Here is a 13,165-nt window from a genome sequence, read left to right on the forward strand (position 1 = left end):
TCGCGGCACGCACCAGGATCACCGGGTCGTTCGACGCCAGCGGGCGCACGAGCAGCGCGAGCGCCAGCGCACCCGCGGACACGAGAACGCCTGCAGTTAGCCCGAATCCGATCCGCGAGCCCGCGGGACGCCCGACCGCGTCCGGATCGGGCGATGCGCCGTGCCCGTCGGCGTGCGACGCCCGGTGCACCGTCAGGAGGCCGAGCGCCCCCGCCGCCACGGCGCCGAGGTGACCGGCCAGGATCAACGCGGCGCCGGGTCCGGTGGTGATGCCGGCGGCAGTCGCGGGACGGAACAGCTCCAGCCGGTTGGCGTCGATCGGATCGGTCCACAACTGGATGTCGAGGACGCACAGCCCGACCGTCACCGCGCCGGCGCCGGCCAGCAGTGCGCCCGCCGCAGCGGGCCACCGGGACATCAGCGCGGCGGCGACGGCCGGAACCGCGAGAGCGGCCACCACGGCGATCAGGGTCGCGCCACCCACTGCGGGGATGCGAGTGCCGTCCGCCGTCCGTGCCACCGCCGTCAGGGAGCCCGCAGCGACCCCGATCGCACCGATCGCCGCGGTCGTGACGGCGGCGATCGACAGCTTCCCAGCGATGCTGGGCGACGACCCGACGGCGGGCTCGCGCCGGGCCGCATCGGGGTGGGCTACTGCGGACACCGCGCGCGACTGGGTTGGGGATTCCACCCGCGCGACGCTATCTCGTGAACACGTCACCGCGTGGTGTGTAACACCGCCGTGTCATCCCGATATATGAACGAGACCATTCGGGATGTTCGACATCCGCCCAGCTCAGCTTGTGACGCCGGTCACATCTGTCGATTCGTCATGGGCTACAGGTTGCCCCGCCGCAACCGTTTCGTTACCGTCGCCAGGGTCTAAGTCACAGGCAGGTCACGGACAGGAGGACGGCAGGGCACATGCACCACCGCGCTCAGTTCACGGCCAGTCGATTTGTGAAACAACACGCCGACCCGGAATCCATCGAGCCTTCGCAGGCATTTCGGACCGCGGCAGATCACGAGTTCGAGCGTTGCAATCCAGCAGCGGAGCCGTCTCCGGTCACGCTGCTACACCGAGTGGACGACGGCGTCACGCCCAGCTATCCGACGCCCCCGGAGGTTCGTTACTCCGAGGCCGAAAGTTCTGAGATTTGCAGCGCCATGCTCCACAATGAGAACAAGTCCGAAAACCTCGAAGACTCGACTCCTTTCGACGCCTTCACCCCCGCCGGATCCGCTGACGCGGCCCGCGATGTCGCCGCCCCGGCGCGACGCGGCGGCTTACACCGCCTCCCCACTCCCCCCTCCGCCCTCAAGGGCCGCGCCGCAGTCATCGCGGTAGCCGCCGGCGCAGTCGTCGCCGCGGGCCAGGCAGCAATCAGTTCGCCGGCCAAGGACTCCGATCACTCCGAGGTCTCCCTCACCGCTTCCGGCGCCGCCGCGACCACCGCCGTTCCGCAGGCCGCCCAGTTCAGCGACGTCGCTCAGAATCCCTCCTCCGACAGCTCGGCACCCCAGGTGCTCGCGGTCGCGAACCCCACCGATCTGGGGCAGTTCTCCAACCTCCTCGCGAAGGGCCAGCGTTTCAGCGAGGAGCGCGCGGCCCGCGAGGCCGCCGCCCGCCGCCCGCTGTTCGTCCTCCCCGCCAAGGGCACCTACACCTCGTCGTTCGGGGCACGTTGGGGCACACTGCACGCCGGTGTCGACATCGCCAACGCCATCGGCACCCCGATCTACGCGGTCGCCGACGGCGAGGTCATCGATTCGGGTCCGGCCTCCGGCTTCGGCATGTGGGTGCGCGTCCAGCACGCCGACGGCACCATCACCGTGTACGGCCACATCGACACCACGCTGGTCACGGTGGGCCAGAAGGTCATGGCCGGCGATCAGATCGCCACGATGGGCAACCGCGGCTTCTCCACCGGCCCGCACCTGCACTTCGAAGTGCACCTGGCCGGCGAGAACAAGATCGATCCGCTCCCCTGGCTCGCCACCCGCGGCATCAGCCTCGGCGTCGAGCAGCCCTGACGCTCGATCCCACGATCACGGCCTGCGTCACCACACTGAGCGGACGAGCCCGTCCCCGGCGACCGGCCCGCTCGAACGCCTCGGCGGTTGCTCGCGATTCAGAAGAGGTCCTGCAGCGCCCGCACCGATGAGGGCGTGGACGAGTGGGCCCCGTCGGACACTCGTCGTCGGTTCGACCCGAGGCGAATCCTGGAGCAGGGAACTGGGTTCCGAACCGAAATCCCGTTCGAGCCGTACTGCGCCCACCGGCCGACTTCTACAGTGTCGCAACGGATCCTGAGTGCAGTCCTCGACGACACCGGCAATCGGCTGGGGCGGATCGGTTCCCGCGCTGCGCGATCCACTCCGACTGGATGGTTCTACGAAGACTGAGTGAACCGCTCGCGCAGCGTCGCGAGTTGCTCCGCGGTGAGTCCGAGCCCGTCACGCGCGTAGTCCTCGACGGTGCCGAAGTGGGTGCGCATCTCGTCGAGAGCGGCATCGATGTAGCTCTCACGGACACCGAGGAGAGGACGGATCAGCTCCGGGTCGACACCCTTGCTCTCGACGAAGGCGAGGATCGGATCGGTCATGGGCGCCAGATCGGTGTTCGTTTCGAGGTAATCGGCGCGCACGTCGGTCTCGTCGGCGCCGAGGAGGAGCAGGAAGGAGGTCGCGGCCCATCCGGTGCGATCCTTGCCGGTGGTGCAGTGGAAGAGGGCGGCCCCGGCACGCTTCTCGTCGATCAGGTCGAGATAGAACGCGCGGTATGCGCTCAGCGCTGAGGGCAAACTGACGAAGTTGCGGTTCGCCTCCTCCATCTGCCCGATCCCGCGCCCGTCGTTGATCGTCCCGGCGTATGCGACCGGGTCCGTCATGAGAAGTCCGGTGGCCGCGGCGTTCTGGGCATTGTCGGCCAGCACGTCGAGCCAGACCGTACGCACCGTGTCGGGAAGGCGATCGAAGGCACCTTCGCGCTCGGCAGCAGTGCGGAGGTCGTACACAGTCGTGACACCGAGGACCTCGAAGGCGGTGAGGTCGTCGTCGTCGAGCTTCGCGAGCGTCGCCGAGCGGTACAGCGCGCCCGGGCGGACGGTGCCGGATGCAACGGGAATACCGCCGAGGTCACGGAAGTTCGGGGCACTCTTCAGGAGAACGCGACGGTCGAGCGGGTGAGCGGTCATAGCTGACTCCTACGGGGTTGGTTCCAGGACAAGATATTTCGGCGGAGCGTGGAGGCAATTGTGAGGGACCGTCGAACCGCGCGACACCGACGAGGACGATCGCCACGGTCAGCACTGCTGCGACAAGGAGCAGTATCAACCGTCACGCCTGATTCACACTGCGCACGAGCTTCTCTGCACTGCGTCGTTTGAGCCACCTGTCGATGACGAAGGCCATGAAGATCCACCCGCCGAGTGCCGTGATCACCCAGACAATGATCGGTGCGAAGATCCAAGACTGGACGCCTCTGATCTGAATGCCATCGGGGAACAGGGATGCAACCCACAGCGCGAGCAGCGTGGCGACCAGCCCGACACCACCCGCAAGCGGAGCGGCATAGCGCTGCGCCACGCTGAGCACGAACGGGCCGAGAATCATGTGGGCCAAGGTGAATACGCCGATTGCCACGAAGAATCCGGTGAAGCTCAGATCCACCCCGGGTAAAACGAAATGCACCACGATCAACGCCACCACACCGAGTACGCATTGCGAAAAGAGCTGGAACAGCAGACGCATACGTCGTGCCTCCTTGATCAGTCGAGCCACCCGGCGACTACCCGGTGTTCTCGGAACAATAATGGGTTTGCCCTCCGACGATCATCGGTCCGAGGCGTCGCGGCGAGGAAGCCGAAACCGGTCGGCTGCGCTTCACTGACCTCGCGGAGCCAACGACAGAAGGCCTCGAACCCGCGCATACGACCAGGTCTCCGCTGGCCTGCGATCCGCCAGAGCCGGCGCGCTCGAAACCGGCCGCAATCAGTAGCGGCAATCTCGACAACAACGACGGACAGAAAAAAACTACCCGCGTTTCTACCCGCCGAGTGCGCCCCCCGTTGAAGTACTCCGTTGACGAGTCGGACCGCCCCGCAAGCTATCTGCTGTCGGCTGCTTGAACAGCAGCACGACGTTTGGTCACGCCCAGCTTGCGGTAGATCGAGCGAATGTGCGTCTTCACCGTGGGGTAAGCGATGCCGAGGTGCGCTGCGATCTCATCTGCAGTCATCGCGGTACGCAGATATGTGAGTATCTCCTTTTCTCGTTCCGTCAGGACTCCCGCGAGCAGTACCGACAGTTGGTTCCGCCGTTCCAGGATCGTGCACAAGAGCTCGTGATGTCTCGACCCCCGTATTGCGTGAGCGTTCAAGAGATCGACAATCACCGGATCGTCAGAGAGAAATGGGGCGAGAATCCGTTCGGGGAATGCAGCCTCCAGCGCACGATCCAGCTGCTCATGCGCTTGGAGACCATGCCCTGATACGGAGTTCAGTGCGGCTGAGGTGACGAGTGTGCTCACCAGCGCATATCGCGGCAGCCCGGCCGATGTTGCGAGGCGAAGCGCTCGAGCCGACGGTTCCGGATCCCCCAAGACTCGATAGAGTTCCGCGAGAAGCGCATGAGCAACCGCAGCACCTGTGCGGGTAAGAACAGGCCTGGCGATACGGCGAGCTTGCTCGTCCTGCCTTTGCGCGTGGGCGAGCCAGGCCGTGGTGACGCGCCGCAGCGTATCCCAAGGAATGCCATGCTTGTCCGCAGTGCTCACGCCTCGCAGCAAACGCGCCGCGGTGTGGTATCGGTCTTCCCGGTTCAGAGCGATCAGGCTCATCACCAAGTAGAGACGGGCGAGCGCCTCGAAGTTGGTTCCGGGGCTGCCCTCTACGATGACGGAGTCGAAGTGAGCGATCGCCTCCTCGAAGTCGCCGCGCCAGAAAGCAATGCACCCTCGATTCGACTGTGGGAGATCACCTTCGAAGCGTTCCCAGTCGGACGCCACCTCCCTGGAAGGGAGTCCGTCGAGGATCTGTTCGGCTTCGGTGAATGCTCCCGCGTGGGTGAGCGCAAAGGCCAGATTGGATTGCGCGAGACGCAACGTCTCCGCACGCGACTGCAACTGCGCCTCATCGCTGGCGGAGCGAAGTAGCGCGATAGCACGAGGGAGATCGCGACGAAGCCTGACCTCGGTCCATCCGAGGAGGAAAAGCGCGGATGGGTAATCGTCCTCCGGTTCGCACTGGGCGAGCGCGTGGCGCGCGCGATCGGCGATGACGGCCTTGGTCGAGGAGTCTGGAGCGAGCAGCAGGTCAGTGAAGCAGACGACGAAATCGTCAGACGCAACCCGTAAACCCTGTCCGCGGAGAAACTCCGCACCGTACGGGTCGCCACTGAGGTCGCGGCAGCACGCCCGTATCAGCAGGATGTGCGGGTCGTGCGGATCAGGATGGGCAAGGCAGAGCTGCTCGAGTTCCCTCGTGTGAGATTCGAGAATCAGACGGAGCCAGTTCTTCCGTAGGACGCTTCGAGCCTGCTCTGCCTCACCGGAGGCGAGTGCCTCACGCACGGCTTCGATCATGTGTCGAAGATACTCGAGACGAGCATTCATCGGCCATAGAAATCCGGTCTCATCCGCTGCGGATGAGACCGCGATCGAAGCCTGCAGGAACCGGTGAGAATTGCCGCAATGAACGGAATTGCCGGGTTGAGCCGGCGGAATGTCGGGCGGGAGTTCCTTGCCGGAGTCACGCTGCTCGCGTTCAGCTGGGTGCGCAGCGGCGCGCTTCCGCGGCTGGGCCGTTTCGAGGTCGTGCGCGAAGGAGATCCGATCCACCCGACGAACCGGGCCTCCGTCGCCGAACTCGCAACCGCTCCCACCGACGCGACTGCTACGTAGGGGAACTGACCATGTTGGGTTCTGTCATCGGGGAGACGCTGCCGCTCGCGCTTGGCATCGCGATCAGCCCTTTCCCGATCATCGCGGCCATTCTCATGCTGCTTTCCTCGAGCGCTCGCCGCACCGGCCCCGGATTCCTGATCGGCTGGATCCTCGGGATCGCCATCGCGGTGACGGCGTTCGTGTTGCTCGCCGGCCTGCTCACACCCCACGGCGACTCGGGTGGATCGAACGTGCCGCGTGCAATCGTGCAGCTCCTGCTCGCGGCCCTGTTGCTGTTGCTCGCGGTCAGGCAATGGCGAGGCCGACCGAAGCCCGGCGTGGATCCCGCACTCCCGAAATGGATGGCCGCCATCGACGGCTTCACGTTGAAGCGCGCATTCGGCCTCGGCCTCCTGCTTTCGGCACTCAACCCGAAGAACCTCCTCATCGCCGCGAGCGCCGGAGTGACGATCGGAGACGCCGGTCTCGCCGCCCTCCCGGCAAGTATCGCGACGGGGGTCTTCGTCCTGTGCGCCACCTCGACGGTGTGGGTGCTGGTCTCGGCGTTCATCGTCGCTTCAGAGCAGCTCCGGGGACCGCTGGATGCCCTGCACCGGTGGCTCGTCCGCGAGAACAACGTGGTCATGACCGTACTCATGGCATTCATGGCGGCACTCATCCTCGGCAAGGCCATCGCCTCCCTCTGACCTCTGCTTCGCCACTCTCCCTCATCAATCGGCCGCGAACCCCGCGGCCCCTTACACGAATCGGACAACACACATGAACTTCTGGGAAAGCCTCGGCTGGATGCTGTCGGCGACCGTCTTCATCGGATATCTCTTCGCGCTGTTCGCGATCATTGCCGACCTGTTCCGCGACCATAAGCTGAATGGTTGGTTGAAGGCCCTCTGGGTCTTCTTCCTGCTCTTCCTGCCCATCGTGACAGCGCTCGTCTATCTCGTCGCCCGCGGCGAAGGGATGACGGAACGCAGCAACAAGGCCGCACGCGACGCGGAGAACGCTGCCGAATCGTATATCCGCGAGGTCGCAGGGAAGAGCCCCAGCGAGGAGATCGCCACAGCCGCAGCACTCCTCGAAACAGGAGCCATCAACGAGGACGAGTTCACCGCACTGAAGCTGAAGGTCCTCTCGTGAGCGGCGACGTGGTGAGTGCCGCGCGTTTCGGACCCGTCGACTTCTATCTTCTCGGCCTGCCCGGGGAGAGCCTCGACCCGGCCGCACTCTCCGCGCTCACCGACCTTGCAGATACCGGCCTGGTGCAGCTGCTCGATCTGATCGTCATCTCCAAGTCCGAGGACGGCGAACTCACCCTCATCGAGGTCGAGGAGTTGCCGAACGGCTTCGAGATCAATGTCGAGATGCTCGGCGCGTCCGGTCTCCTCGGGCATGAAGACATCACCGAACTCGCGGCGGCGATCCCCGCCGGCGCTGCGGCGCTGCTGGTCGCGCTCGAGCTGGTCTATCAGCGTGAGCTCGCCGCCCGGACCGCCGAGTCGGGCGCGGTGCTACTGGGCTACGAGCGGATTCCCGCCCCGATCGTCAACGCCCTCATGGACACGATCACCCCGAAACTGGAGGTCTGACATGCCCTTCATCCCGAGAACCGGTCGACCCGGACTGCTGGGCCTTGCCGCGCGCACCGCGATCGTGACCGGTACCGCGACCGCCGTCAGCGACGGTATGGCCACCCGCCGGCAGCGAAGGGCCCAGGCCGAGTACGAGCAGGCCCAGTACGAGTTGGCCCAGCAGCAGGCAGCACGCGCGATGACCACACGCGCGCCCGCTGCCCCGGTCGATCTCGTCGCCGAGCTGCAGAAACTCGGCGATCTCAAATCACAAGGCCTGCTGAGCGATGCCGAGTTCGAAGCCGCGAAAGCGCGACTGCTCGGCTGAATTCCCCGACGGGGCGAGGGATACCCGCTCCCGTGCCGTACCCGACACCGAATGGAACCCGCCATGTCCGCGATTCCCGTCAACATCCTGAACTTCAATCGGGCAGAATCCGATCTCATGTTCGCTCGCCTGGCCGCGGGCGGCGGCCTGGGCACCTGGAACCACACTCGTGAGCTCGAGCCGCTCGACAACCAGCCGATCATCCGCCAGAACCGCGACACCCTGTACAGCAGCAGCATCATCGACGTGCGCGAAGACGTCACGATCACGGTGCCGGATACCGGCAAGCGCTACATCTCCGTGTGGGTGATCAGTCAAGATCATTACGGTCCGGTCATCCTGCGCGATCCGGGAGAGCACGTGCTCACGCGCGAACTGGTCGGGACCGACTACGCCGCACTCATCGTGCGCATCCTCGTCGATCCGAACAGCCCCGAAGACGTCGCCGAGGTGAACCGGCTGCAGGACGTCCTCGCCATCGACGGCGGCGGATCAGGCGAGTTCCCGTTGCCCGGCTACGACGAGCAGTCGCAGAACGAGACCCGCGACGCGATCCTCGCACTCGCTCGCGGCGTCAGCAAGTACGACCGATCATTCGGCACCGCAGCAGAAGTCGATCCGATCATGCACCTGCTCGGCACCGCCTCCGGCTGGGGTGGCCTCCCTGAACAGGAGGCCACCTACGTCAGCGTCGACGAACGCCTCCCTGTCGCGGAATACCGTCTCCGTCTGAACGACGTTCCGGTGGATGCGTTCTGGTCGGTGTCGCTGTACAACGCGGCCGGCTACTTCGAGGAGAACGCCCTGGGCGTGAACAGCATCAACAGCCTCACCGCCACCCCCGACGCCGACGGCGGTACCACCATCCGCTTCGGCGTACACCTCGATGGTGTCGCGAACGCCCTGCCCATCATGCCGGGCTGGAACTACGTGCTGCGGCTGTACCGCCCCCGGCCCTCCGTGCTCGACGGCACCTGGACGGCGCCGCGTCCCGAAGCGCTCTAGCGGGGAGCGGGGCCACTGCCCCGCCGGGTGGGGCAGCACCGGCATGCGATCCCACTCGGACTCACCATCGATACCCAGGCCCGCGCAGACACCACTGGAGTTGGTGCCCTTCACAAGTCGCCGTCAACGGGGATCTACCACAATTCGTCAGCCACCTCACAAGGAGCGAGATGCCTTCATTGAAAACGTTCGTAGCTGCGGCGGCGCTGACCGCGATCACAGCGTTGCCCGGGACCGGGTCCGCGGTCGCTGAGCCGGCGATTGGATCGGTCGATCTCGGTTCGTCGAGCGGATCCGGATTCGGATCCGTCGATCTCGGCTCGTCGAGCGGATCCGGATTCGGATCCGTCGATCCCGGTTCGAGCGGCCCCGATCCCGAGTATCCGGTGTCGACCTGCTTCTGGTCCGTGCCAGTCAATCCCGAGCTCGCAGACCCGCAGCTCAACTACGCCTTCCCCGACACCGCGGCGGTCTATTGGGCTGCGCAGTTCACTGTCCCGGAGGATGCCGAACTGGTCATCCGGGGGCAGTACGCGCACGCGCGTTACCAGTCGTTGAACTCGTACAACGCCGGCACCGCGATGCCGACCGCCGTCCTCAACGACATTTCGACCGCCCCGGACGCCGGTTCGCAGAACACCTATCTTCCGGGCGCCGACCGCCTGAATGAAGACGGCAGGTCGTATACGGTCTCTGTGCTCGACGAGACGCCGCCGGCTGAGCCGCGACACAACACTCTGTATGCCGGTGTGCCAGGACAGGATCGGATCAGCCTCCTCTACCGCATTTACCTTCCCGACAATGGACGTGATCTCACCGGCGGCGTAGGACTACCGGATCCAGAGTTGCACCTCGCCGACGGTCAGGTGCTGCGCGGCGAAGCACTGTGTTCGGCGGTCGACGCGGACAATGCGATCTTGAAGCCCACTCCACTGCCGCTGGACACGTACAAGGCTCTGCGCGACCAGCCGGGCAAGCCGGCGACATTCCCTGCGGACCAGACACCTGTGTGGCGGGCCTACTACAGCGCCGAGTTCACGCTCGGGTGTACCTATCTCGGCAAGTGTGATGGCACACCCCAGCGGGTGGGCGGACAGTACTCCAACATCGACAACAGCTACGTCACGGCCGAAGTGAACCGCGGGTTCGGCGACGTTCTGGTACTTCGTGGCGAACTGCCGCGGACTCCGAAGACGACGACGGGCACGCAGCATATGAACGGCGCTGTCGACATGCGGTTCTGGTCGATGTGCAGCAACGAATCACTGGCAACGACGAAGGTGATCGCATGCCTGTACGACGAGCAGGTGACCACTGATGCGGCCGGTCGTTACACAATCGTCGCGTCGCTGCCTGAAGACCGACCCGCAAATGCCACCAAGGAGTGCGGGGTGTCATGGCTGCCGCTCTCGCCGACTGGCGATGGCGCCGGGCATCCCGACGATTCCCTCCTGATCATGCGGAACATGCTGCCGTCCAAGGACTTCAGCCATGCCGCGCATGATACCAAGACTCCCGGCGATGAAAAGGCCGTCATGGGGCAGTACTTGCCGGAAGGACAGTACACGGCCAAGTCCGCATTCGAGGCGAGTGGCTGCGCCGAGTAGTCGGACATCTGAACGAGCCGCGCGCGTCTCAACTGTCCATCACTGACACGTCACGGACCAGGTTCACGGGTTGGTCTGCGGCCTGACGCTTCTGGCCGTCGTGCGGCCGCAGCCAACCCGCGATGGCGCCTGTCGAGTGCTGGTGAAAGGTAACTCCGAGACCGAGAGTGTGCATGCATGAGTGGGAATGCGAGACGACGGCTTTCTCGTGCGAGTCGCGAGGCTCGTACACAGGTGCTGGTGCGTGACCGGGTGATCCGTCTGGTCGAGGGTGAGGCCCGGCAGCCGCGGCTCCGCATCCTGCGCGGACCGTTGGGTGCCGGGAAATCCTTGGCTGCGGCCCAGTGGGCGACCGTGCAGGCCGCACCGGTCGCTTGGGTGAGTGCGCGCGAGACCGCTGGAGACCTGCACCGATTCTGGGGACTCGCCGCCGCACGGCTGGCCACGGCCGCCGGCATCCAGCGCGAGCACGATCTGGATCACTATCCGTCGCTGCTGCACGTCGTCGGCGGCATGTCCGGTCAGGTACACCTGGTGGTCGACGACTGGCACCTCCACTCCTCCCGCGAGACGGACGAAGCCCTGGCCCAGCTCCTCGATAGCGGGCCAGGGCTTTCGCTCGTCGTCCTCGGGCGCCGCTTCACGGCCCTGGATGCTCCGCTGACCACGGCCCGGTACGAAACATGGTCCCTCGCCCCCGAAGACCTCGCGTTCACCCGCGAGGAGACCGCGGCGCTCGCGGGTACCCAGGACACCGATCCGGGCTGGCTGGAAGGGGTCCGGAGACTCGTCCGGTCGTGGCCGCTCGCCCTCACCGCGGCCTGCACGGACAACCGCACGGACGTGCCGGCTGCCACCTGGGCAGAGGAGTTCCTGACCGGCAGTCTCGAGACGCTTCTGCTGGATCGGGCGGACCCTGAACGACGGCTCTTCTGTGTCCTTTCCGGGTGCGGCACGCCCCTACCCTCCGCAGCACTGACACGCCTGTCCGGACTGGCCCGGCAAGAGACGGCCACCGCGCTGCATACGCTGGAGAACGCGGGCCTCGTCCTGCGCAACCCGGCCAACGGGTCGAACCGCGTGCATCCCGCGTTGGAGACCACCGCTCACGGAATTGTGGAGCGTGAGCTCGGCAACGAGGAGATCTTCGGCCTGAAACTGATGTGGGCGCGCGAGGTGGAGGGCAAGGATCCGGCCACCGCCGCGCGGCTGTTCAGTGAAGCCGGCCACCACACCGGGCTCCAACGGCTGCTGGAATCGCACCCGCGCCTGGTCCTCGCCCCTTCGCCCATCGCGTCGGTACTCACCGGGGTGCCTCGCGATGTCTCCGACCGGTCGCCGCTGCTCGCCGGCGCCCGGATGCTCCACGGCTATGGCCGCGCCGGTACCTCGGCACTCTCACTTCGCGGCCTCGTGCGGGCCTTCCGAACCGCAGCCGACGCGGCGGGCCACGCCCACACCGAGCCCTCCGCCGTCGCCCGGTATCTGCACATGACCGCAGAGCGGATCCTCGGGAATTCGGTGGCCGCACGGAACCACGCCGAAGCCTTGGAACTCCAACTCGCGGAGACCTCCGACGATCGGGCCTCACCCTTACGCACGGCACGATCCCTCATACATTCGGGGATCGCGTTGACGTACACGCTGAATGGAGAACTCACTGGCGCATCACGGAACTTCGGGGAGGCAATCCGACTCAGCGATCAGACCGGAGAAGCCCAGGATCGGCTCTGCGCGCACGTCGGAATGGCCTTCCTCCACGCCGTCGAGGGAAACATCCACGGGGCACGCTGCGAGATCGAACGAATCGGGCGGCACCACGAGACGGACGGACAATCCGTCACCGCGCCCATCGGGTGGCAGCTCGAATTCGTGAGAGCGGTCATCATGTTCGAAACCCCCGACACGGACCGGCCCGCGCAGCCGCTGCTGGACGGCGACGCGGGCTGGGGTCGCTGCGAGTTCTGGCCACTGCTCGTCGTCGCTGCGGCAGCATCGGCGCGCACACGCTGTGGAGCGGCCGAAGCGCTTGCACAGCTGACACGCGCCCGGGCCATGAACCTCCCGCCCACACCGTACTTGCGGACAGAACTCGCGGCGTACGCCGCGAACATGCTGCTCGCGCAGGGCGATGTCACCGGCGCGGAGCGACAGCTTCGAGAGCTTCCGATCTCGCCCGTCGTGGAAGTCACATCTGCTCGGATAACTCTCACCCGCGGGCAGCCGAGTGACGCCATCACCAGGCTCGACCGAATACTGAGGCGGCAGGTCTCACCCCGCTACCGTGGTGAAGCGCTGATCCTCCTCGCTGTGGTGCTCTGGGAAACGGGTTGGGAGAGCAAAGCGGTGGTCGTGTTCGAGCGGGCCATGGCCCACAAGCACCTCCACGGGCAGGGTACCATGCTCGGCTCCGTGCCCTTCGACCGCCTCCGCGCACTCGCGGTCCACGCACGAGAAACCGGCATCGTCGATGTTGTCGACGAGATCGACGGGCTGCCCGCAGTGCTGCAGGTGTCGCTGGTTCCCCCGCTCACGGAGGCAGAGAGACGCACCCTCGAGGCACTCCGAAACGGGCGAACCACCCGGGAAGCGGCGGCCGAGCTGTTCATCTCACAAGACACCGTGAAATACCGACTGAAGAGCATCTACCGGAAGTTCCAGAGCGCCGATCGCGCAGACATCCTCTACCGTGCCGAACGCGCCGGCCTCCTCCGGCGATGACCTGCCCACCGAGCAGCCCTGACCAGAAGCAACG

General features: G+C 65.9%; 13 protein-coding genes. 10 read left to right on the top strand and 3 right to left on the bottom strand.

What is annotated here, in order from left to right:
* Positions 1-160 precede the first annotated feature (160 nt).
* Positions 161-712, top strand: coding sequence for a hypothetical protein (locus J2X34_RS09050; protein WP_429516690.1), 552 nt, complete (start codon positions 161-163; stop codon positions 710-712).
* A gap of 212 nt (positions 713-924) precedes the next feature.
* Positions 925-2,034, top strand: a complete 1,110-nt coding sequence (locus tag J2X34_RS09055) for a M23 family metallopeptidase (protein ID WP_397484143.1) — start codon at positions 925-927, stop codon at positions 2,032-2,034.
* A gap of 359 nt (positions 2,035-2,393) precedes the next feature.
* On the opposite strand, the gene J2X34_RS09060 is transcribed toward J2X34_RS09055, so the two are convergent.
* The 3 genes from J2X34_RS09060 to J2X34_RS09070 all read right to left on the bottom strand — a co-directional run bounded on the left by J2X34_RS09060 (position 2,394) and on the right by J2X34_RS09070 (position 5,584).
* A complete protein-coding gene (locus J2X34_RS09060) occupies positions 2,394-3,197 on the bottom strand; it encodes a tyrosine-protein phosphatase (RefSeq protein ID WP_114718180.1) in 804 nt (267 codons plus the stop codon).
* A 142-nt stretch (positions 3,198-3,339) separates the two neighbouring features.
* Positions 3,340-3,753: a phage holin family protein gene (locus J2X34_RS09065; protein WP_114718179.1), complete on the bottom strand. Its 414-nt coding sequence runs from the start codon at positions 3,751-3,753 to the stop codon at positions 3,340-3,342.
* A 355-nt stretch (positions 3,754-4,108) separates the two neighbouring features.
* A complete protein-coding gene (locus J2X34_RS09070; protein WP_429516693.1) occupies positions 4,109-5,584 on the bottom strand; it encodes a LuxR C-terminal-related transcriptional regulator in 1,476 nt (491 codons plus the stop codon).
* A gap of 108 nt (positions 5,585-5,692) precedes the next feature.
* On the opposite strand from J2X34_RS09070, the gene J2X34_RS09075 reads away from it, so the two are divergent.
* The 8 genes from J2X34_RS09075 (at position 5,693) to J2X34_RS09110 (ending at position 13,131) form a co-directional block, all read left to right on the top strand.
* Positions 5,693-5,902, top strand: a complete 210-nt coding sequence (locus J2X34_RS09075; protein WP_114718177.1) for a hypothetical protein — start codon at positions 5,693-5,695, stop codon at positions 5,900-5,902.
* 11 nt (positions 5,903-5,913) lie between these two features.
* Positions 5,914-6,591: a GAP family protein gene (locus J2X34_RS09080; RefSeq protein WP_429516695.1), complete on the top strand. Its 678-nt coding sequence runs from the start codon at positions 5,914-5,916 to the stop codon at positions 6,589-6,591.
* A 73-nt stretch (positions 6,592-6,664) separates the two neighbouring features.
* Positions 6,665-7,039, top strand: coding sequence for a PLDc N-terminal domain-containing protein (locus J2X34_RS09085; protein WP_429516697.1), 375 nt, complete (start codon positions 6,665-6,667; stop codon positions 7,037-7,039).
* Positions 7,036-7,488 carry a DUF6325 family protein gene (locus J2X34_RS09090; protein WP_254622830.1) on the top strand — a complete coding sequence of 151 codons (453 nt, stop codon included), beginning with the start codon at positions 7,036-7,038 and terminating at the stop codon, positions 7,486-7,488. The genes J2X34_RS09085 and J2X34_RS09090 overlap by 4 nt, the downstream gene beginning before the upstream one ends.
* Before the next feature lies 1 nt (position 7,489).
* A complete protein-coding gene (locus tag J2X34_RS09095) occupies positions 7,490-7,798 on the top strand; it encodes an SHOCT domain-containing protein (protein WP_174908748.1) in 309 nt (102 codons plus the stop codon).
* Positions 7,799-7,861: 63 nt separating this feature from the next.
* On the top strand, positions 7,862-8,803 hold the full coding sequence (locus J2X34_RS09100; RefSeq protein WP_429516699.1) for a DUF1214 domain-containing protein: 942 nt from the start codon (positions 7,862-7,864) through the stop codon (positions 8,801-8,803).
* A gap of 407 nt (positions 8,804-9,210) precedes the next feature.
* The gene (locus tag J2X34_RS09105; protein ID WP_429516701.1) at positions 9,211-10,410 is read left to right on the top strand and encodes a hypothetical protein; all 1,200 of its coding nucleotides are present in this window, start codon (positions 9,211-9,213) and stop codon (positions 10,408-10,410) included.
* 240 nt (positions 10,411-10,650) lie between these two features.
* Positions 10,651-13,131: a LuxR C-terminal-related transcriptional regulator gene (locus J2X34_RS09110; protein WP_429516703.1), complete on the top strand. Its 2,481-nt coding sequence runs from the start codon at positions 10,651-10,653 to the stop codon at positions 13,129-13,131.
* The last annotated feature ends 34 nt before the right edge of the window (positions 13,132-13,165 follow it).

The organism is Rhodococcus sp. BE178 (genome assembly GCF_050433545.1).
In the GTDB taxonomy this organism is placed as follows: Bacteria; Actinomycetota; Actinomycetes; order Mycobacteriales; family Mycobacteriaceae; genus Prescottella.